Annotated in this window: 21 protein-coding genes; 7 read left to right on the top strand and 14 right to left on the bottom strand. The window is 45.6% G+C overall.

Going from position 1 to position 22,042, the window contains the following annotated elements; all coding sequences use genetic code 11:
* Positions 1-7: 7 nt before the first annotated feature.
* The 12 genes from tolR to aspS form a co-directional block, all read right to left on the bottom strand.
* Positions 8-451, bottom strand: a complete 444-nt coding sequence (gene tolR / locus J4N42_RS05255; RefSeq protein ID WP_252030310.1) for a protein TolR — start codon at positions 449-451, stop codon at positions 8-10.
* A gap of 3 nt (positions 452-454) precedes the next feature.
* A complete protein-coding gene (gene tolQ / locus J4N42_RS05250) occupies positions 455-1,138 on the bottom strand; it encodes a protein TolQ (protein WP_252030308.1) in 684 nt (227 codons plus the stop codon).
* Entirely contained in the window at positions 1,128-1,547 is a 420-nt protein-coding gene (gene ybgC / locus J4N42_RS05245) for a tol-pal system-associated acyl-CoA thioesterase (RefSeq protein WP_252030306.1), read from the bottom strand. Before ybgC ends, tolQ begins: the two co-directional genes overlap by 11 nt.
* A gap of 165 nt (positions 1,548-1,712) precedes the next feature.
* Positions 1,713-2,018: a cyd operon protein YbgE gene (ybgE, locus tag J4N42_RS05240; protein WP_252030304.1), complete on the bottom strand. Its 306-nt coding sequence runs from the start codon at positions 2,016-2,018 to the stop codon at positions 1,713-1,715.
* Entirely contained in the window at positions 2,011-2,118 is a 108-nt protein-coding gene (gene cydX / locus J4N42_RS05235) for a cytochrome bd-I oxidase subunit CydX (protein WP_000270284.1), read from the bottom strand. The genes ybgE and cydX overlap by 8 nt, the downstream gene beginning before the upstream one ends.
* A gap of 31 nt (positions 2,119-2,149) precedes the next feature.
* Positions 2,150-3,286 (bottom strand): cytochrome d ubiquinol oxidase subunit II, encoded by a 1,137-nt coding sequence (cydB, locus tag J4N42_RS05230; protein ID WP_252030302.1) that lies wholly within the window; start codon positions 3,284-3,286, stop codon positions 2,150-2,152.
* A 17-nt stretch (positions 3,287-3,303) separates the two neighbouring features.
* The gene (cydA, locus tag J4N42_RS05225; protein ID WP_252030300.1) at positions 3,304-4,896 is read right to left on the bottom strand and encodes a cytochrome ubiquinol oxidase subunit I; all 1,593 of its coding nucleotides are present in this window, start codon (positions 4,894-4,896) and stop codon (positions 3,304-3,306) included.
* A gap of 475 nt (positions 4,897-5,371) precedes the next feature.
* Complete coding sequence (gene ruvB / locus J4N42_RS05220) at positions 5,372-6,376, bottom strand: Holliday junction branch migration DNA helicase RuvB (protein ID WP_252030298.1); 1,005 nt, start codon at positions 6,374-6,376, stop codon at positions 5,372-5,374.
* Positions 6,377-6,435: 59 nt separating this feature from the next.
* The gene (gene ruvA / locus J4N42_RS05215; protein ID WP_252030296.1) at positions 6,436-7,053 is read right to left on the bottom strand and encodes a Holliday junction branch migration protein RuvA; all 618 of its coding nucleotides are present in this window, start codon (positions 7,051-7,053) and stop codon (positions 6,436-6,438) included.
* An 81-nt stretch (positions 7,054-7,134) separates the two neighbouring features.
* Positions 7,135-8,586, bottom strand: a complete 1,452-nt coding sequence (locus J4N42_RS05210) for a methyl-accepting chemotaxis protein (protein ID WP_252030294.1) — start codon at positions 8,584-8,586, stop codon at positions 7,135-7,137.
* 141 nt (positions 8,587-8,727) lie between these two features.
* Complete coding sequence (gene ruvC / locus J4N42_RS05205) at positions 8,728-9,249, bottom strand: crossover junction endodeoxyribonuclease RuvC (RefSeq protein ID WP_252030292.1); 522 nt, start codon at positions 9,247-9,249, stop codon at positions 8,728-8,730.
* A gap of 81 nt (positions 9,250-9,330) precedes the next feature.
* Positions 9,331-11,109, bottom strand: coding sequence for an aspartate--tRNA ligase (aspS, locus tag J4N42_RS05200; protein ID WP_252030290.1), 1,779 nt, complete (start codon positions 11,107-11,109; stop codon positions 9,331-9,333).
* Between the two features lie 275 nt (positions 11,110-11,384).
* Between aspS and J4N42_RS05195 the strand changes: the two genes are divergently transcribed.
* The 6 genes from J4N42_RS05195 (at position 11,385) to J4N42_RS05170 (ending at position 17,541) form a co-directional block, all read left to right on the top strand.
* Positions 11,385-12,251: a DUF72 domain-containing protein gene (locus J4N42_RS05195; protein WP_252030288.1), complete on the top strand. Its 867-nt coding sequence runs from the start codon at positions 11,385-11,387 to the stop codon at positions 12,249-12,251.
* A gap of 103 nt (positions 12,252-12,354) precedes the next feature.
* Positions 12,355-13,092, top strand: a complete 738-nt coding sequence (cmoA, locus tag J4N42_RS05190) for a carboxy-S-adenosyl-L-methionine synthase CmoA (RefSeq protein WP_252030286.1) — start codon at positions 12,355-12,357, stop codon at positions 13,090-13,092.
* Positions 13,093-13,194: 102 nt separating this feature from the next.
* Positions 13,195-14,166 (top strand): tRNA 5-methoxyuridine(34)/uridine 5-oxyacetic acid(34) synthase CmoB, encoded by a 972-nt coding sequence (gene cmoB / locus J4N42_RS05185; RefSeq protein ID WP_252030284.1) that lies wholly within the window; start codon positions 13,195-13,197, stop codon positions 14,164-14,166.
* A 136-nt stretch (positions 14,167-14,302) separates the two neighbouring features.
* Entirely contained in the window at positions 14,303-15,043 is a 741-nt protein-coding gene (locus tag J4N42_RS05180) for a putative ATP-dependent zinc protease (protein WP_252030282.1), read from the top strand.
* An 11-nt stretch (positions 15,044-15,054) separates the two neighbouring features.
* Positions 15,055-16,560 (top strand): inactive transglutaminase family protein, encoded by a 1,506-nt coding sequence (locus tag J4N42_RS05175; RefSeq protein ID WP_252030280.1) that lies wholly within the window; start codon positions 15,055-15,057, stop codon positions 16,558-16,560.
* 3 nt (positions 16,561-16,563) lie between these two features.
* The gene (locus J4N42_RS05170) at positions 16,564-17,541 is read left to right on the top strand and encodes an alpha-L-glutamate ligase-like protein (RefSeq protein ID WP_252030278.1); all 978 of its coding nucleotides are present in this window, start codon (positions 16,564-16,566) and stop codon (positions 17,539-17,541) included.
* 86 nt (positions 17,542-17,627) lie between these two features.
* On the opposite strand, the gene J4N42_RS05165 is transcribed toward J4N42_RS05170, so the two are convergent.
* Positions 17,628-19,256, bottom strand: coding sequence for a GMC family oxidoreductase (locus J4N42_RS05165; protein WP_252030277.1), 1,629 nt, complete (start codon positions 19,254-19,256; stop codon positions 17,628-17,630).
* Between the two features lie 85 nt (positions 19,257-19,341).
* A complete protein-coding gene (locus tag J4N42_RS05160; protein WP_252030275.1) occupies positions 19,342-20,808 on the bottom strand; it encodes a coniferyl aldehyde dehydrogenase in 1,467 nt (488 codons plus the stop codon).
* Positions 20,809-20,972: 164 nt separating this feature from the next.
* Here J4N42_RS05160 and J4N42_RS05155 point away from each other — a divergent pair, with 164 nt between their 5' ends.
* Positions 20,973-22,007 (top strand): AraC family transcriptional regulator, encoded by a 1,035-nt coding sequence (locus tag J4N42_RS05155; RefSeq protein WP_252030273.1) that lies wholly within the window; start codon positions 20,973-20,975, stop codon positions 22,005-22,007.
* Positions 22,008-22,042: the final 35 nt, after the last annotated feature.

Genomic DNA, 22,042 nt, shown 5'->3' with positions numbered 1-22,042 from the left:
AACAGTTCTATTCCCTGATATCCGTCAGCAATCCAACTTTTGGAATACCTGCGCGGCTCAATTCATCCAGCACTAAAACAACTTCAGCGTATGGCGTAGAGGCATCACCGCCAACAGCCACTGGTGAATCAGGCTTGATAGATAGCTCGGCTTTAACTCTCACTACGATGTCTTGGATAGACATACCACGCTGTACTTCTTCATCATTCACGCTTAATCCTAGGTTTCCATCCTTGTCGATTTCCACAATGATAAAGCTGCTGTCGCTATCCCCGGCCAGTTCAGATGCGGGTTTCGCTGTCGATGTTTTTGGCAGTTCGACGTCCACGCCTTGCGTAACAAAAGGAGACGTCACCATAAAGATAATCAGTAAAACCAACATAACGTCGATATAGGGTACAACGTTAATCTCTGCTGTCATTTTACGTTTTTTAGGTTGGTAACCCGCCATGCTCTATTCCTTTCCAGCCATCGCCTGACGGTGCAAGATGCTGTGGAACTCTTCAGAGAATGTCGCGTAGTTATGCTCTAACTTGCCAACCTTACTGCTGAACTTGTTGTATGCCATTACCGCTGGAATTGCAGCAAATAGGCCCATCGCTGTCGCAATCAGTGCTTCCGCGATACCAGGAGCAACCATTGCCAGTGTTGCTTGCTTCACTTCGCCTAATGCGATGAAAGCATGCATGATCCCCCATACCGTACCAAATAGGCCGATATATGGGCTGATTGAACCAACAGTTGCTAAGAATGGTAGGTTGGTTTCGAGCTCATCTACTTCACGTGCTACTGCAACACGCATCGCTCGGCCTGTGCCTTCCATAATGAAATCTGGAGAGTCTGCGTTAGATTTGCGCAGGCGCGCAAACTCAGTGAAACCTGAATAAAATATCTCTTCTGTGCCAGAAATATCGTCTTTGCGTTTTTTTACATCTTGGTAAAGCAGCGATAAATCTTTGCCAGACCAAAACTTATCTTCAAACGAGTCTGCATCTTTTGTCGCTTGCGTCAGCACTTTGCTGCGCTTAATGATCATCGCCCAAGAGATAATCGACATACCCAAAAGGATCAACATCACCATCTTTACCAGAAAGCTAGCCTGTAAAAATAGGTCAAAAAATGAAATATCAGCGGTCACTGTGGGTAAACTCCAAAAGTATAGATTGAGGCATCGCTTTCGGCCTCATTTTGTCTGTGTCGATACATGCTACCTTAACCATTGCCTTACACAATATCGCCCCATCAGGATTTACGATCTCCTGACAGAATACAATCGAAGCTTTTTTTAGTTGGGCAACAGAGGTTTTCACGTCTAGTTGATCATCAAGGTATCCACCTTGAAGAAAATCGATATCGATGTGTCTGACCACAAAGCCAGTCTTTTGTTCCAGAAGTACATTCTGAGACACTCCTAATGAACGAAGCATTTCAGTTCGAGCACGCTCTAGGAACTTTATGTAGTTGGCATGATAAACCACACCACCAGCGTCTGTGTCTTCGTAATAGACGGTCACTGGCCAATGAAAAACTGTAGCTGTCGATTGCACAACAATACCGAAAGTTAATAGATTACGGGCAGATACTATAACGCAACTCATTACTATTAGTACAAGTGCTAATAAGGGTTTTAAGCGCTAATAGATAAAAAATTAGCGCTGTCTCAAAGAGGCAGCGCTAACTTGAATATAAATTCGGCGATTTTGTAACGAATTCTATCCCAGTAACCTTAAAATGGTTAGATAGACCAGAATCGTTAGCGAAAAGTAGGGGCTAAACAGGACTTGCCACAGCCAGTATCTAGGCTTAAAACCAATCCCATATACCATGCTAGAACACACTGACCAGATCAGTAATGGGCCAATCACTGCATTAAAGCCACCGATATGTGTAGCGTAGAGTTCCGGATCCCACATTACCATGGCAACGTGAGCAAACCCTAGTACAAGTGATAAGGCTCTAAACAGAGCCTTATCCATAGGCGCATGTAGCTTAGCTACCTGCTCAGCGAGATTACTCACTGTCTTTATCCATCATTTCTGAATGCTCTAACCAAAGAGCGTTAATGATGCCGAATGCACATGCTAGAAGTACACCCAAAATCCATGCGAAATACCACATAAAATTTCTCCTAAGTTATTTAACTTCTAGCTTAGTAAGCTGAAACGTCATTATCTTCGATGTGTTTCTTATCCAAACGACCAAACATTTTGTAATAAGTCCAAGTCGTGTAAGCAAGAATCACAGGTACCATTACCGCCGCTACTGCAGTCATCAAGCCAAGTGTTAATTCACTCGCAGTTGAATCCCACATTGTTAAGCTGTGGTTCGGGATTAGGCTTGAAGGCATCAAGAATGGGAACATCGCAAAACCAGCCGTTAGGATAACACCAGCGTTCGACAAGCTTGAGAACAAGAATGCAAAACCACCACGTTCTAAGCGTGACGCTACAACCGCGAGCAATGGCATTACCACACCTAGGATAGGCGCAGCCCACATTGCAGGGTACGTTTCAAAGTTCGCCATCCACGCGCCAGCTTGAACCGCAACTTCCTTATTTAGTGGGTTTGAATCAGCCATTGTGTCTAGCGAGCTTGTAATCACGTAACCATCGATCGATTGAATCCAGAAGCCACCCACTACGAATAGTGCAGCAGCGATTAGACCTGTGATTTGAGCAACACCGCGAGCACGCTCGTGTAGTGACTCAGTAGTCTTCATTTGCAGCCAAGTAGCACCTTGCATTACAAACAGCATCAAGCTTAGTACGCCACACAGTAGAGCAAACGGGTTCAATAGAGCAAAGAACGAACCTTTGTACTCAGACATCAGCAGGCTGTTTAGCTCAAATGGAACACCTTGAAACAGGTTACCAAAAGCAACACCAAAGATAATTGGTGGAACTGTGCCGCTAAAGCAAAGCGCGTAATCCCAAGCTTTACGCCATTTTGGATCTTCAATCTTAGAACGGTAGTCTAGAGCAAGTGGACGTAGCCAAAGAGCTGCTAGCGTTACGTACATAGCTAAATAGAATCCAGAAAACGATGTTGCGTAAACTAGAGGCCATGCAGCAAACAGTGCACCACCCGCAGTGATTAACCAAACTTGGTTGCCATCCCAGTGAGGAGCAATGGTGTTCAGCATAATACGACGCTCAGTGTCGCTCTTACCGATAACAGGAGACAGAGCTGCAACGCCCATGTCGAAGCCATCAGTCACGGCGAAACCTACTAGTAGTACACCAATCAGTACCCACCAAATTAATCGTAAAATTTCGTAATCAAACATTGTAGATTCTCCCTGCCTTACGCTTCTACTTGACGGCTAACTTTGTCTTCAACAGACGTACCGTTTTGTTCAAAGTGATAGCGGCCAGTTTTCAGGCTGCTTGGGCCCTTACGAGCGAATTTCAGCATTAGGTATACTTCTGCAATTAGGAACACTGTGTACAGTGCAAGAATTGCAAATAGTGATGTCCAAAGCTCGCCAATAGTCAGAGCTGATGCTGCAACGTGCGTTGGTAAGATTTCACCTACCGCCCATGGTTGACGGCCGTATTCCGCGACAAACCAGCCTGCTTCAATAGCAATCCAAGGAAGTGGGATACTAAATAGCGCAGCTTTCAATACCCAAGGCTTCTGTTCAATTTTATGACGACACGTTTGTACAAACGCAGCACCAAATACAAACAACATGATGAAACCACAAGCAACCATGATACGGAACGACCAGAATAGAGGCCAAACCGTTGGGATAGAGTCATCCGCTGCCGCTTGGATCTGTTCCTCTGTTGCGTCTACTACGTTCTCTGTGTAGCGCTTCAGAAGTAGGCCGTAACCTAGGTCACCTTTCACTTCATCAAATGCTGCTTTGTTTTCTTCAGACTTATCGCCTGCACGCAGTTTTTCTAGCAACTCGTATGCATACATACCGTTGCGGATACGATCAACGTGCTCATCACGTAAGTCGCGAAGACCTGTTACTTCAGTATCAATAGAACGCGTCGCGATAATACCCATTACGTAAGGGATCTTAATTGCGTAGTCTGTTTCCATTGATTCTTGGTTCGGAAGACCAAATAGAGTAAATGCAGCAGGAGCTGGCTCGGTGTGCCACTCTGCTTCAATAGCTGCCAGCTTAACTTTTTGAACTTCACCCACTTCGTAGCCAGATTCATCACCTAGAACTAGTACAGAAAGAATTGAAGCCATACCGAATGACGCAGCAATTGCGAATGAACGACGAGCGAATGCCACATCGCGACCTTTCAGCAAGTAGTATGCACTGATACCAAGCACGAACATCGCACCTGTTACATAACCCGATGCAACTGTGTGAACAAATTTCACCTGTGCTACAGGGTTGAAGACAACTTCCGCAAAGCTCACCATTTCCATACGCATGGTTTCGAAGTTGAATTCAGCGCCGACAGGGTTTTGCATCCAGCCGTTCGCAATAAGAATCCAAAGTGCAGAGAAGTTTGAACCCAGTGCAACTAACCAAGTAACCGTCAAGTGCTGACGCTTAGACAGACGGTCCCAGCCGAAGAAGAATAAACCAACAAACGTCGACTCTAGGAAAAAGGCTACCAGCGCTTCAATGGCCAAAGGAGCGCCAAAAATGTCACCGACATAGTGAGAATAGTACGACCAGTTCGTACCAAACTGGAATTCCATGGTTAGGCCTGTTGCCACACCAAGTGCAAAGTTAATACCGAAAAGCTTACCCCAGAACTTTGTCATGTCCTTATAGATTTGCTTATCGGTCATTACGTACAGTGATTCCATGATGGCTAATAGGAAAGCCATACCTAGTGTCAAAGGTACGAATAGGAAGTGATACATCGCAGTGAGTGCAAACTGCAACCGCGATAAATCAACTACGTCAATGTCAAGCATGATAACTCCTATAATGTCGGCTGAAGACATTTCGACATTGTGCAACCAAATGAGTGAATATTAATCATACACACCAAATGTTGAATAAATATAATCCAATGTTGCATTTATGTACTGTTATGGTTAGTTAATTGTTAAGCTGTAGCTAATATAGCTGGGGCTAATATTACTGCTAAAAAATGTATGTTTCAAAAAATTTATAGACGGAAAGCGCTTTGATTTAAATCAACTTTTGTGGCGCATTTTTGCACAGAAAAGCGTCATATTGATATGGATCAACCATTTTTTAGTGTAAATGTTAATTTCAGGTGACGTCTGGCAGGCATTGGATTAATTGAGTAAACGCTAGATTAACAAGCATAAAAATCCGTTAACCCAAAAGGGCTATACATATTGACTCAAATGAGACATAGATCACAAATAAAAATGCCAGACTTTGTGAGTCTGGCACTGAAAACTTATATCTCATTTTTGATTATTTATTGAGCCCGAAGTGTAAGTAGGCTCGATCAGTCGCTATACGTCCGCGGGGAGTTCTTTGAAGGTAACCTTGTTGAATAAGGTAAGGTTCTAATACGTCTTCAATAGTATCTTTTTCTTCACCAATTGCTGCAGCCATATTATCTAAACCAACTGGACCACCACCAAATTTCTCCATAATAGCCAGTAATAGCTTTCTATCCATATAGTCGAAACCTTCTGCATCGACATCAAGCATATTTAGGGCTTTATCCGCGACATCCGCACAGATGTGTCCGTTACCTTTGACCTCCGCATAATCACGAACTCGGCGAAGTAAGCGATTCGCAATACGCGGCGTACCACGAGCGCGACGAGCTACTTCCATCGCACCTTCCGCTTCCATCGATAGATTTAAGCAATCAGCACTACGCTGAACGATGTTCTGCAGATCTTCAATCTTGTAGTACTCCAAACGCTGAGTAATACCAAAACGGTCGCGAAGTGGTGACGTTAACGAACCCGCTCGAGTTGTCGCACCAATCAACGTAAAAGGAGGCAAGTCAATTTTGATTGAACGGGCAGCTGGCCCCTCACCTATCATGATGTCCAACTGGTAGTCTTCCATCGCAGGATAAAGTACTTCCTCGACCATTGGACTTAAACGGTGAATCTCATCAATGAACAGGACATCATTTTCTTCAAGGTTAGTCAGCAACGCCGCCAGATCTCCGGCTTTTTCCAATACCGGGCCAGACGTGGTACGAATGTTGACTTCCATTTCGTTCGCGACAATATTCGCCAACGTGGTTTTACCCAAGCCTGGAGGGCCAAATATCAGTAAATGGTCGAGCGCTTCGTTACGAAGTTGGGCCGCTTTGATGAAAATTTCCATCTGATCACGAACATGATCCTGACCTTGATAATCGGCGAGCTTCTTCGGACGTATTGCTCTATCAATAACGTCTTCTTCTTTAAAAACTGGATTGTCTGGTGCGATCAAACGATCTGCTTCAATCATATATAGTTATCCAATCAGCAGTGTGTCTTAAGCATGTTTACGAACAATATCTAAGGGTACTACACCATAGATTTTAGCGCTTCACGGATCAAACTTTCACTGCTCATATCCGGCTTAGCAATTTGTGACACCACTTTCGATGCTTGCGTCGGTTTGTAGCCAAGTGCCAAGAGTGCACTGATCGCTTCTTCTTCAGCATTTGGCTGCTCGGCAACCGGGGCAGAGTCGATTGGCGCAGCATCGGTAGCAGGCGTAAATAGATCACCAGCGCCCCAGCCTTTAAGGCGATCTTTCATTTCTACAACCAGACGTTCAGCTGTTTTCTTACCTACCCCCGGCAACTTAACCAAGGTAGAGATGTCTTCACGCTCAACGCACGAAACAAATTGGCTTGCCGTCATACCCGACAGAATACCTAAGCCCAATTTAGGGCCTACGCCGTTAGCTTTAATCACTTCGCGAAACAGAGCACGTTCTTTGACTGTGTTGAACCCATAAAGCAATTGAGCATCTTCACGCACCACAAAGTGGGTGTAAATCACGGCTTCTTCACCGACATTTGGTAACTCGTAAAAGCAACTCATCGGCATTTGAACTTCATAGCCAACGCCATTCACTTCAATTAATAACTCAGGCGGTTGTTTTTCAATAAGTAAGCCACGAAGACGTCCAATCACAATTAGTTCTCTTTAGAAATGAATTTGCGACAGAATAATAAAGAACTGGATAGACATCCAGTCCTTTTAGTCATTGGAAAGCTAAATTTTAGAGACGACTTGGTCGAGTTGATAAGTAAGTTGACGCATTGAGTCCACTTGTTCATTCAGCTGGCTACCATTCTGAGCCACGACTTCGGAAATGCTTTTGGTATTAACGACGCTCGACGCCACTTCGCTGCTGGCTTCATCCAGCTCTTTCAACGATTCCATCTGCTTTGCCATAATGTCCGCTAGTCCGTTAACATCCGTCGATATGGTCGTGACTGCGCTGATAATCGTATTCATTGTTTCGGCGCTAGATGTGACCACTTCCTGCCCATGCTTTACCTCTTGCTCACTGCGGTCAAGTAGGTTTCGGATCTCTATCGCTGAGTGACTACTTTTAGCCGATAGTTCCCTAACTTGCTCTGCTACCACAGCAAACCCCCGTCCTTGCTCGCCGGCGCGCGCCGCTTCAATGGCAGCATTCAAAGCCAATAAATTGGTTTGCTCTGCCACCGAAGTGATGAGATCTGCCACTTTCATGATCTCTTCATGGCTGGTTAATATTTGGCTAATCGCAGAGGTCGACGCTGTTAACAGTTCTGAGCTCTTCGCCGCTTGCTGGTGCACCTGATTACTACGCGCATGTAACTCATCGACAAATTTACTCGACTCCTCGACACCTAAAGCCATGTGGTGAACCTGTTGGCTCATTTGCTCTGCAGCGCTCGCCTGCGATTCACAGTTAATATTGAGTTGGTTTACTTGGCCATCGAGTTGTTGGGACTGCTTTTCTATCACAACGGAAACATTTTGCAGCTCGCTAGAATTCGTCGTCGCTTGTTCCAAAACATTGGCAAGACGTTCTGCTCCGGTTTGAGCTTGAGAAGCCACCACTTCACTGTCTTGTTTCGCCTTCTCCGCAATTGCTATCGCTTTATCTCGCTGCTTTGCGGTAAACGATTGGGCTATGCAAATCACCACCAACGGTAGCACTGTACCCGACCAGACTTCGACTCGGCTGGCAGAGTCGCTCAGTGTAAGCTGCGGAAACTGTACCCCACCTAAATGTTGAAAGGTCATCACCGCAGAGATCACTATTACGATCGTACTCCAAGTCAGAGCCGTAATCCGTGTACCAGACAAGAAAAAAGCGACGATTAATAAAGGCACCCAAAATGCTTGGGTTGAATCAACAACCCCACCACTTTGATAGATGATATTGAGCGCATGTACAGTCATGCCTACAAAGCCAATATTTAGTGCTAGTGCCGGTTGTTTAGCAAAACGAAGTGTCGCTGCGGAAGCAAGTTCTAACGCGATGAGTAATATAGACGTGAATATCAGCGCTTCATGGCCATGTTTTGACCACTTAATAAAACTATAAATACCGACAAGAAATGCGATAAATGTGAAAAGCGATAAAATCTCTGCTTGGCGCTGTTGGCTACGCTGCCAATTATGCTGAGAAGGCATGCATGCGGCACGCCATAGAGTAGCTGGGTTCATTGCCAATCTTCCTTGATTGATTCTAATCAGACCTCCGACCACTATATTCATGCAACATTTTAATAACAAACCACGCTATCAAAACTGTTTAATATGTCTCATTTTTGACCAACATGTTTTCGCTTAAGTAAGACTCCCCAATTAGCGATAACGACCTTTCTTGGCGCCGCTTGCCTTACCCGCCAGAGCAACCAAGGTTTTGTTCGTGTTGGCATGACAGATCGCAACACCGAGTGCGTCGGCCGCATCGGCTTGGGGTTTGGCTGGCAGCTTTAACATATGCTGAACCATATGCTGCACCTGCGCTTTATCAGCTGCACCTGTGCCTACCACCGCTTGCTTGATAAGCCTTGCCGCATACTCATAAACGGGAAGATCTGCATTGACTGCTGCAACTATGGCGCTCCCTCGAGCTTGGCCAAGCTTCAAGGCTGAATCGGCATTTTTCGCCATAAACACCTGTTCGATGGCAAACACATCCGGCTGAAACTGAGTAATGATTTCTGTTACCCCGGCATAAATCTGTTTCAACCTTCCGGGCAACTCTTTCTCAGAAGTACGAATACAGCCGCTTCCCATGTAGTGAAGGTGACGACCTTGTTGACGAATAACGCCATAGCCTGTGATTCGCGAACCTGGGTCAATGCCTAGAATAACCGTCATGCAATTCCTATCTTTTTGCTACTTCTTTCATTAAAACAAAAACTCCCGCCTGAGCGGGAGTTTTTTCTAAGATATTAGAGCTTACTCAGCGTCTTTATCTTTCGCTGCCGTAACCGCAATGGCTAGCTCTTCTAGAGCTGCTGGGTTAGCTAGGCTTGGCGCATCTGTTAGCAGACACGATGCATTGGTTGTTTTCGGGAACGCGATAACATCACGGATGTTCTCGGTACCACAAAGTAGCATTACTAGACGATCAAGACCGAATGCTAAACCAGCGTGCGGTGGCGTACCGAACTTCAATGCATCTAGTAGGAAACCAAATTTAGCTTGTTGCTCGTCTGCTTCGATACCTAGGATATCGAATACTGCTGACTGCATTTCTGCGTTGTGGATACGTACAGAACCGCCGCCCACTTCGTAGCCATTTAGAACCATGTCGTATGCGTTTGAGTTAGCCGCTGCTGGGTTGGCTTTAAGCTCTTCTGCTGTCACACCTAGAGGCGATGTGAATGGGTGATGCATAGCGTGTAGGTTGCCTTCGTCGTCTTCTTCGAACATTGGGAAGTCAACAACCCATAGCGGAGCCCATGCAGACTCATCGGTTAGCTCAAGATCAGTACCTAGCTTCAGGCGAAGTGCACCCATTGCTTCAGATACCGTGTTTGCTTTATCAGCGCCAAACAGAATGATGTCACCAGATTCTGCTTGAGTGCGATCTAGAATACCGTTGATTACGTCTTCGCTTAGGAACTTAGCTACTGGAGATTGGATACCTTCCATGCCAGCAGCACGGTCGTTCACCTTCATCCAAGCTAGACCTTTCGCACCGTAGATACCAACAAATTCACCGTAGCTGTCGATTTGCTTACGAGTCAGCTTAGCACCACCAGGTACGCGGATTACCGCAACGCGACCTTTCTCGTCGTTAGCCGGGCCAGAGAATACTTTGAACTCAACGTCTTTCACTAGGTCAGCAACGTCTACTAGCTCTAGTGGGTTACGAAGGTCTGGCTTGTCAGAACCAAAGCGACGCATCGCTTCAGAAAATGGCATCACAGGGAATGTACCTAGATCTACGTTTAGTAGCTCTTGCCACATATCGCGAACCATTTTCTCAGTCGTTGCACGAACTTCATCAGCCGTCATGAATGACGTTTCGATATCGATCTGAGTAAATTCTGGTTGACGGTCAGCACGTAAGTCTTCATCACGGAAACACTTAACGATTTGGTAGTAACGGTCGAAGCCAGACATCATTAGCAGCTGTTTGAATAGCTGAGGAGACTGAGGAAGCGCGTAGAACGAACCTTTATGAACACGGCTAGGTACTAGGTAGTCACGTGCGCCTTCTGGTGTCGCTTTCGTTAGTACTGGTGTTTCGATGTCTAGGAAGCCATTGTCATCTAGGAAACGGCGAACAAAGCTAGATGCTTTAGCACGTAGTTTGATGCGATCGCTCATTTCAGGACGACGAAGGTCAAGGTAACGGTACTTTAGACGTTGCTCTTCTGAGTTCTTCTGGTTGAAGTCTAGAGGCAAAACGTCTGCGCGGTTAATGATTTCAAGGCCTTTCGCGATGATCTCTACTTCACCTGTCGCCATGTCTTTGTTTACTTGGCTGTCAGGACGAACGCGGACTTCACCCGTTAATTTGATACAGAATTCATTACGAAGTGTGTTCGCCACTTCATACGCATCTGCCATATCTGGATCGACAACTACCTGAACAACGCCTTCACGATCTCGCATATCGATGAAAATAAGACCGCCTAAATCACGGCGACGGTTAACCCAGCCGCAAAGTTCTACAGTTTGTCCTGCAAGGGACTTGTTCAGGTGACCACAGTAATGGGTACGCATAATGAATTTCCCAATCTCTTAATATTTGTTGATTACTCCCTATCGGCCTGATTTTGACCAATAGAGCAAAGTTCCATTTATACGCTGAAAGTCATTTCAGATCGACTGTTCAGAATACAATTTATTGCTATTTATTATCTCTTGGTGCTTATTAGGCTAACAAATAGACAAAACTACACCTAACAGAGAAAATTTGTGCGGATTATAGCGCGAGATTACCCTTTTCTTCAAAACTCTCGTAAAGTAGTCCTCAACAAGTTCAAAAGCGTTGAAAAATGGACAACTTACCCGTCAGATTCGGCCTTACAATGTGGTCACACAATAATTGGCAGCAAAGTTTCTATGGTAGCGGTACAAAACCCGCCGAGAGGCTCGAAAAGTATGCGAGTGTATTTCACACCGTTGAAGGTAATACAACCTTTTACGCGACACCAAGTGTATCCACCGTCCAGAACTGGAAAGCCGCAACACACGACGACTTTAAGTTTACTTTTAAACTACCCAAGGCGATCACGCACCAGCAGATGTTGCAAGGCGCTCAAGGTGAACTCACAGCCTTCATGCAAGTAATGAAACCACTGCACGATCGTGTAGGACAATGGACCATTCAGCTACCTTCAGCGTTCGGCCCAGATCACCTAAATCATCTCAAAAAGTTTTGCCAGCTGTTCCCAAAGGAATTTCCTATTGGAGTGGAAGTTAGGCACCAAGAATTCTTCGCTAAAGGAGAAGCTGAACGCACACTCAATCATTGGCTGATTGAACAAGGCTACAACCGCATAATAATGGACAGCCGCCCAGTCTTTTCCGAAGTTGCAACAACAGCAGCCCTGATCGACGCCCAGCAAAAAAAGCCGCGAGTCCCTGTTCACGCTATTGCAACCGCGAAGCATCCCATGATCCGCTTTATTGGCCACCCAGAAAAAGAGAAGAATGACGCGTTTTTTCAATCGTGGTTAGCTAAGCTGCCGCAATGGATTGAGCAAGGAAAACAGCCGTATGTGATGATACACACAGCGGATAACATTATCGCTCCTGAACTTGCCGCTCATTTCTATCGAAAATTGCAGCAAAAAAGCGCCCTTCCCGATCTTGCCAGTTTTCCCGCCGATGATGGCAACTCTCAGATACAGATGTTTTAACCATCTCTTATAACCAAAGATGACACGGTGCTAAAATTCTCATAAAATACGCGCCTTTTTTAGCAGTCTTCACGACCAGTGCTAGTTTGTAAGAGATTGAGATATGAACCCTAAGAGCAATTCAGACACCATTTTTTCGGCACCTATCGATAAAATTGGCGACTTCACGTTCGACGAGCGTGTAGCTGAAGTATTCCCGGATATGATCCAACGTTCGGTACCGGGTTATAGCAATATCATCTCTGCTATTGGTATGTTGGCGGAACGTTTCGTTAAGCCTCACTCTAAAGTCTATGATCTTGGTTGCTCATTAGGTGCAGCCACTTTATCTATGCGCCGCCATATACAACAAGAAGGCTGTGAAATCATTGCTGTTGATAATTCTGCAGCTATGGTTGAGCGTTGTAAGTTACACGTCAACGCGTACCGCAGCGATACCCCGGTACAAGTGGTTGAAGCCGATATTCGAGACATTGATATTCAGGATGCCTCTGTGGTGGTACTGAATTTCACCTTGCAGTTCCTCTCACCAAAAGATCGTCAATCCTTATTGGAGAAGATTTACGCAGGTCTGCGTCCTGGCGGCATTCTGATCCTTTCAGAAAAATATATTTTTGAAGATAACATCTCAAACGAGCTTCTGATTGACCTACACCACGACTTTAAACGAGCCAATGGTTATAGCGAATTAGAAATCAGCCAAAAACGTAGTGCAATTGAAAATGTAATGCGTCCAGACGCTATCCAGACACATAAAGATCGCTTCAAAGACATCGGGTTCTCAAGCAGTGAAGTTTGGTTCCAATGCTTTAATTTCGGTTCGATGTTTGCGATTAAATAACCATTACTACGGAATTTAGTACGCTGATCCTAAGCTCTAAGCCAAACAATACATTAATTTAAACAGCAGCAACTGCTGCCTGTTATAACGAAAGTAACGACTATGTTTAATTTTGCTAATTTTTATCAACTTATCGCTCAAGACACGCGTCTTCAGCCTTGGCTAAATACTCTGCCGCAACAACTTACCGATTGGCAAAATGCAGAACACGGTGATTTTGGCCGCTGGCTCAAAGCACTCAACAAAGTCCCTGAAGGCTCACCAGACCAAATCGATCTAAAAAACTCCGTGACCCTTACAAACGACACACCGTTTCACCAAGGTGAGCTCAAGAAATTGGAAAACTTGCTGCGTACCTTCCACCCATGGCGCAAAGGTCCATACTCGGTGCACGGAGTTCACATTGATACCGAGTGGCGCAGTGATTGGAAATGGGATCGCGTGCTACCCCATATTTCACCTCTCAAAAACCGTAGCGTACTTGATGTAGGCTGTGGTAACGGCTACCACATGTGGCGCATGCTGGGTGAAGAAGCTCGCTTGTGTGTGGGCATTGACCCTTCACACCTTTTCTTAATCCAGTTTGAAGCCATTCGTAAATTAATGGGTGACGACCAACGAGCGCATCTACTTCCATTAGGTATCGAGCAACTTCCTAAGCTGGAAGCCTTTGATACCGTATTCAGTATGGGTGTGCTTTACCATCGCCGCTCTCCGCTGGATCACTTGATTCAGTTAAAAGATCAGTTGGTGTCTGGTGGTGAGTTAGTGCTCGAAACCCTAGTTATCGAAGGGGATGAGAACGCGGTACTGGTTCCAGTTGATCGCTATGCACAAATGCGCAATGTTTACTTTTTCCCGTCTGCACGTGCATTGAAGGTATGGCTAGAACAGGTTGGATTTGAGAATGTTCGTATCGTTGATGAGAATGTCACCACTATTGGCGAACAGAGAACAACGGAATGGATGACGCACAATTCACTACCAGATTATCTAGACCCGAACGATCCAAGTAAGACCGTTGAAGGCCATCCTGCGCCACGACGTGCAATTCTGGTTGCAAACAAACCATAATTGACAAAGTTCTAACCGTAGATACGCTTGACAACGCTACTCTACTCACACTTAAACATAGGGTGCTTCACGCATCCTTTTTTATACGCTAAACTCCCGCGTACAAACACTTAACTAGCATTTTTTAAGGTTTTCAATGTTTACTAAATTGGTCCCTTTCGTCGCTCTAGGTCTTCTATCTGGATGCGTTGCAAATAATGGTGAGCAATACCATCAAGAAACTCTCGCTGCGATTCAACACTCTGAATCTCAACTTACCAATAAAATCACTAATATCGAGCTAAATCTTAGTAACCAATCTGATTATATCGAAAGCCTAGAAAGCGAGATTCTTGCGTTAAATTCCCAAGTCGAAAAGCTTCAATCTGAATCTCATACTTCTGACAAACCTCAAGCTGAGCCACAAGTAGCGGCAGCACCGGTTACAGCACCTAAATCGTCTCAAACTATCGTGTTAGGTGAGATTGAACGTGTAACCATCGACTCAATCAAACAGACTTTTGATGCACGTGTCGATACGGGCGCAGCCACTTCATCTCTCAATGCCATTGATATTCAAGAGTTTGAACGTAATGGTAAAAACTGGGTGCGTTTCCACCTCTCTGATGGCAAAACGCCAATGACCGATGACAACTGGATTGAAGCACCGATAATTCGATTTGCCAAAATCCGCCAGTCCACGACAACCGAATCAGAACGCCGCGCAGTGATTGAATTGTGGGTTAAGGTCGGAAAAATTCATGAAAAAGCGCAATTTACTTTGGCAGACCGCTCTCAAATGAGTCATCCTGTACTCTTAGGGCGCGAATTCATTAGAGATATCGCCCTGGTTGACGTAAGTCGCCAATACATTCATACGGACATTAAGCAAAAATAATAAGGAAACTTATGACGTCACGAGTTCCATTTTATCTATCGATCTTGCTATTGATAGTGGCTGGTATCGCTCTGAGCGTAACCAGGCATCAAACTTACGGTGTTCCTTGGACTCCAGGGGAAACCAGCCAAGTCTGGGATATTGAAGCCCGCGTAGAATTTACTGCGCAGAACAAACCAGTGAAGGCTTCACTAGCCGTTCCTCATACTCAATCAGGCTTCACTCTAGTTGGTCAGTCTGCGTCTTCTCCTGGCTACGGTGTTTCTTACTTGCAAACCGAAACCGGTCGCCGTGCAGAGTGGTCTGTTCGTGAAGCTTCTGGCCCACAGACCATCTACTATAAAACGCAGTTCCTGGTAGACCCTCAAGCGAGCGTTGAACCTATTGCACCAGAAGGTGAAATCAACAAGCCAACGTTTGACGGCCCTGTTGAAGCTGCAGCCAAAGCCATCATCCAGCGCGCGAATCAGCGTTCTGCTGACGATGTTACTTTCACTCGTGAACTGATCAAAACGCTTAATGACGCTGAAAGCCAAAACGCTTCGCTAGTGTTGAACACGATGTCGAAAGTGAAAGCCGTTGATAAGCTGCTGGCTTACGCAGAAGTCCCAAGCAAAATTGTGGGTGTTATCGAATTAGAAGATGGTCGCCGTCGTCAGTCTATTCAGCAGATGAACCAAGTCTGGAGCGGTGAAGAGTGGGTACTGTTTAATCCTCAATCAGGGACACAAGAAACTCAACCAAACCTACTAATTTGGGATGAGTCGAACGTCTCTCTACTTGACGTCGTAGGCGGTCAAAACAGCCAAGTGCATTTCTCGATGATTGCGCAGGAAGTCTCGTCTAAGCAAGCGACCAGCGAAAAAGTCGTGGCAGATAACCTACTGAACTTCTCGATCCATAGCTTACCTCTTGAAGAGCAAGCGATGTTCAAGACCATCATGTTAATCCCAATCGGTGCGCTGATTGTAGTGTTCTTGCGCGTTATCGTTGGTCTGAAAACGTCCGGTACCTTCATGCCAGTTCTGATTGCAGTCGCCTTCGTACAGACTCAGCTAGTCACGGGTATTGTCGGCTTCTTACTGATTGTCGGTACGGGCCTGATCATTCGTAGCTATCTCTCGAGGCTGAACTTACTCTTGGTTGCCCGGATATCTGCGGTGATTATCACCGTAATCATGATCATTTCCGTGTTCACGGTAGTGGCGTTTAAGATTGGCTTAACAGAAGGTCTATCGATTACCTTCTTCCCAATGATCATCTTGTCATGGACTATCGAACGTATGTCGATTCTATGGGAAGAAGAAGGTGCGAAAGAAGTTGCGCTACAAGGTGGTGGCTCACTGTTCACGGCTATCTTGGTCTACCTAGGTATGACCAACCCGTACATTCAGCACCTGACATTTAACTTTATTGGTCTGCAGCTGATCGTACTAGCTACAATCCTACTACTAGGTACATACACGGGTTACCGTTTGACTGAGCTACGTCGCTTCAAACCATTAGCGGAGGACTAAGTGATGTTTTCACAATTTACCTCCCCTTCGAAGCTGCGCCATAAAGGTATTATGGGCATGAACCAACGTAACCATAGTTACATTGGTCGATACAATGACCGCTCAAAATACCCATTAGTGGATGACAAGCTGAAAACAAAGATCATTTCTGAGCAAGCTGGCTGTACCGTACCGAAACTCATCGGTGTTATTAGCCACCAAGCGGAAGTAAAACGTATTCACGATATGGTAAAGAACTGGCCTGGCTTTGTAATCAAGCCAGCCCAAGGTAGTGGCGGTAAAGGTATTTTGGTTATCGTCTCTCACAAAGACGGCGTATACACCAAACCTTCAGGTTCTACCATTGGTAAAGAAGACGTCGAGCGCCATATAAGTAATGCGCTTGCTGGCCTGTTTTCTCTTGGTGGTAAGAACGATGTCGCCATGGTAGAAAACCTCATCAAGTTCGATGATTGTTTTGAAGGTTATAGCTTTGAAGGTGTACCCGACGTTCGTATCATCGTCTTTAAAGGCTACCCAGTAATGGCGATGATGCGTTGTTCTACCGCTGCGTCTGATGGCAAAGCAAACTTGCACCAAGGTGCCGTTGGCATTGGTATCGATATCGCCACTGGTAAAGCGGTCCGTGCAGTTCAGTTCGACCAGCCTGTGACTCGCCACCCTGATACCGATAAAGACTTAAGTCAGCTTCAAGTACCACATTGGGAGCGACTGTTAACTCTTGCTTCTAGCGCATGGGAAATGACTGGCCTTGGTTATATGGGTACCGACATGGTACTGGATAAGGAAGAAGGCCCAATGGTTCTCGAGTTGAATGCTCGACCTGGCCTTGCTATCCAGATCGCGAATGGCGCTGGATTGCTGCCACGTTTGCATCATATCGAGAATCTAGGTACTCCGGCTGAATACCCAAAACCAGCTGAGCGTGTTGCTTACGCTGCAGAGCAATTCGGTGTATTTGCCAAAACAATTAGTGGCTAAGTCGATAAATCAAATGCTAGTGCCAAAAAGCCCGCGAAAGCGGGCTTTTTATTGTCTAGCAGTTTCAACCCTGCTGAAATTAGGTATCACACCTGTTCAGTACAAGCCTCCGATACGTGATATTTTCGTTTTATATCATCAGCCACTTTTTCAGCAATCATGATGGTTGGTGCATTGGTGTTCCCTCCCACTAATGTCGGCATCACAGACGCATCAACCACTCTTAACGCTTCTAAACCGTGTACACATAGCTGGCTGTCTACAACCGAAAATGCATCATCACTAGACCCCATTTTACATGTACCGACCGGGTGGTACTGAGTATCCGCGCGATTTCTAATATCTTGCTCTATCGCTTCGTCGTCATTCGCATCGACAGGATAAAAACTTTCCCCTCTTACTAAATCAAACGACTGGCTTTCTAACATTTCATGCTGCTTTTTCCAGCCCTTGATCATGACTTCCATATCATCTGGGTGAGCAAAAAAGTTGGGATCAATCGCCGGAGACTCATAAGGGTTAGCAGAATGTAGAGCGACGCTACCGACACTCTTTGGTCTAAGAAGCGTAACATGTGAGCTAAACCCATGACTCATATGGATTTTTCTTGCGTGATCATCAACCACAGCCACAACGAACACAAACTCTAGATCAGGTACCTCTACCGAATCATCAGAGCGCGCAAAGCCAATCCCTTCCGCAAAGTTGCTGGTGATTTTACCTTCACGCTTATTGACCCACTTTGGAATCGCTTTGCCGATCTCCCAGGCCATATTCAGCGAAACACCAAAAGTGTCGGCTTTCGCATTGCAGCGGTAGGTATGCACCAAGTCGATATGGTCTTGTAGATTCTCACCGACTCCGGCCAATTCATGTATCACATCAATACCATGTGGCGCGAGCTTGTCCTCGGAGCCAACTCCGGAAAGTAATAGGATTTGGGGAGAACCAAAAGCACCCGCCGACAAGATAACTTCTCTAGTAGCCTGAACATGATAAACCTTCCCTTTCACCCCATATTCAACACCCACCGCCTTTTTCTCTTCAAACAATACCCGATGTGCCGTGGCATTGGTGACAACTGTGAGATTTGGACGATGGAGGTTGGGAGTGAGGTAAGCTTTCGCGGCACTACAACGCTGGCCATTAATCTGTGTCACTTGAGTTGGCATAGCCCCAAATTGCTCTACACCATTGATGTCTGCATTCCGAGGGACTCCAATCGACTCGCAGGCAGATAAGAAGTTTTCCACTAATGGGCTTGGCGAGCGCAGTTCGGCAACGTTTAAAGGCCCACCATTACCGTGGTAACCATCGCTGTGCGTTTCATTGTTTTCTGCTTTTTTGAAGTACGGCAGACAATCTTTATAGCTCCAACCTGGATTACCTAAGCTCTCCCACAAGTCATAATCATAGCGGTGACCCCGCGCATACATCATAGCGTTTATCGAGCTAGACCCACCCAATGTTTTTCCTCTAGGCTGATAGCCTTTTCTTCCATTAAGCCCGGCTTGAGGTAATGTATCGAATGCCCAATTATTGTGTTTGGTCGGCATCATAGCGACCACACCAACAGGGGTGTGTATACAAGGACTCGTATCCTTTCCACCAGCTTCAAGTAAGCACACACTTACCGACGGGTCTTCAGTCAATCGTGCAGCAAGTACACAACCTGCAGAGCCTCCGCCAACTATAATAAAATCATATTGAGACATCCTGATCCTCCTTCTTCAGGTGTCACCTACCCTCCTAGCCGAGCAGGTGACAATATCAGTGAAATGGTGAGAGTGTATTGAAAGGTTATTTGAGGTTGTTGTCTGGCTTACCGACAAACACACGAAGTACTAACTTTTGAACTAAGTTGCCATAAGGTGGAGCAAACAGTTGAATAGGGAACCACCGACGCATCTGCAGGACGGTTCGAGCATGACTTAATTCTCTAAAACCTTCTTCGCCGTGGTAGTTGCCCATTCCCGAGTTCCCCACTCCACCGAATGGAACAGAGTGATTGAGTACATGCCAGCCCCAATCATTGATGGTGACACCACCACTATGTGTCTGAGCCAGGATCTGTTCTCGTGCAGACTCATCATGGCTAAACAAGTAACATGCTAACGGCCTAGGGCGTGAAGTAATGAACTCGATAACTTCGTCAATGGTTTGGTAGCTGTAAACAGGCAGTAAAGGGCCAAAAATCTCTTCTTGGCAGATACGCATATTAGGCGAAAGATTCGTTGCAATAAACAGCGGTGTTTTCTTCCCTTCGCCATAGTCCAAACATTGGGTAATAGTCGCCCCTTTTTGCTTTGCATCTTCTACAAGGTCATGGAAGCGATTGTGCTGGGTTTCATCGACTAACGCCGTATAATCAGGATTGTCCTTTATTTCACCATACATCGCTTTGTGCGCCCCAGATAGAGCCTCAACAAATCGCGACAATTTGTTTTCAGGAACAAAAGCATAATCAGGTGCAATACAAATTTGACCAGAATTAAACCCCTTACCATGTGCAATACGCTTGGCTGCCTCTTCAACGTCATAATCGTCTAACACTACCACTGGAGATTTACCGCCAAGCTCAAGCGTTACCGGCGTTAAGTTCCTTGCTGCGTTGGCCATAATTACTTTGCCACTTGCAGGAGAGCCAGTGAACACCAAGTGGTCGAAGGGTAAATCAGAAATCTGCATTGCCTGTGGGTGCGTTCCATCAATGATACACACTAGGTCGGAAGGGAAGATCTCTTCTAACATCTTTCGCAGTGCTTTCGTTGTTGCTGGGCAATTCGGTGGCATTTTAATCATGCATCGATTCCCTGCCGCTAAAGCGGTGATTAATGGCCCAACCGACAAATACAATGGAAAGTTCCACGGACATATGATCCCCACAACTCCTTTAGGCTGATAGCGAACTTCTAACTTATTGCCTTTAAACAACCACTCTGTTGGCCTTCTTTTAGATTTCATCCAGCTCTTTAGTTGCGATAGCACATGATTGATATCCAGAATTGGCGCCAGAATGTCCGCCATCATCGATTCAGTATGGCTCCGCCCTCCAAAGTCTTGGCTCATGGCTTCAGCTAATACCATTTGGTATCGACGCAATTGGTTTTTAAGCTTCAGCAGTTGCTGCTTTCTTTCACCAAGCGTTGGGGACGGATTGTTTTGGTAGGCCTTTTTTAAGCCCTCAAACCACACTTCCAGTGCTACTTGGTTGGTTTCAATTGCATCACTTGTATTCGTTAACGACGGTTGGACTAGTGCATTCATATACAACTTCTCTCTTAAACGCTTTCGCCCATTACAACATTTGATTAACATTCAACACAGGTTGCAAAAAGACAATTACCGGTGATATTCGGACAGAATTGCGAAACCAATAACAGTAATCACATGGTGGTGACGATAGGATGAACGCGATCTAGGGAGGAAATATGGTTTACTCAGCGGAATACGAACCTGATATGCAAGCATGTGGGATGTTGGACATTCACCTTCTTTATCGCTATTTAGGGACTCGCATCCCGATGGAGCAGTTGCTGGAAGGCACTCATGTTCAACCAAGCCAGTTGTACACGCCAGACTCTCACATCACACTCGCTCAAAAACTGGTCATCTTCGGCAATGCCCTGTCACAATCCAACGAACCCGGTATCGGATTAAGAATAGGCCAACAAGCTCGGTTCAGTGATTTTGGTGTACTGGGTTACGCCGTATTTAGCAGCAACACGCTGATGGATGCGCTTATCATGGGGTTCAAATACCTTCGCTTAGCCGGCCCCGTGTTACGAAAAGAAATGTGGGTTGAAAAGGATGTTGGTTACTTTCGTGCGAATCAACTCGTAGAGCTAGATAGCCTACTGCCCTTTTGCTCAGAATATTGGTTCTCAGCCATTCAGAGCTTAATCGAAGAAGTCATGCAGCAGCCTTTCCCTTCGAAAGTCATCCACTTTCCGTTCCCTAAGCCAGAATACGGCGACCTCTATGAGCAGATATTCCACTGCCCAATTGTATTTGATAGTGACCGACTAGAATGGCAGTTTGACGCCACTAATTTAGATAACCCTTTACCTAGTGCCAACGCGATTACCCTGCAATCTTGTTTGAAGTCATGCGATGAAATGCTGGCAAAAGTTGTAGGCAATACATCACTGACCGACAAGATCACCCAAATTTTCCTTGAGCAACCCGGACACTATCCTTCAATTGATACTGTTTCATCGCAACTGGGAATGTCATCAAGGACTTTGCGCCGCAAGTTAAGCTCCGAACAAAACAGCTACCAAGCCATTCTTGATCACGTTCGCTTTCAACTCGCGCGCCATTATTTAACTTCCACCCAAATGAGCATTGAAGAAGTATCAGATAGAATTGGGTTCTCAGACAGCGCAAACTTTCGTCATGCCTTTCGCAAGTGGTGTGGTCTGTCGCCAAGAGAGTTTCGCCAACAGGCTCAGCAAGATAGTTAGCTTTACTCAGGTACATAAACGCCCGCAAAAGCGGG

The organism is Vibrio sp. SCSIO 43135 (assembly GCF_023716665.1).
GTDB lineage: Bacteria > Pseudomonadota > Gammaproteobacteria > Enterobacterales > Vibrionaceae > Vibrio > Vibrio paucivorans.
Note: the sequence above shows the minus strand (reverse complement) of the source record. Positions and strands in the feature narration are given on the sequence as shown.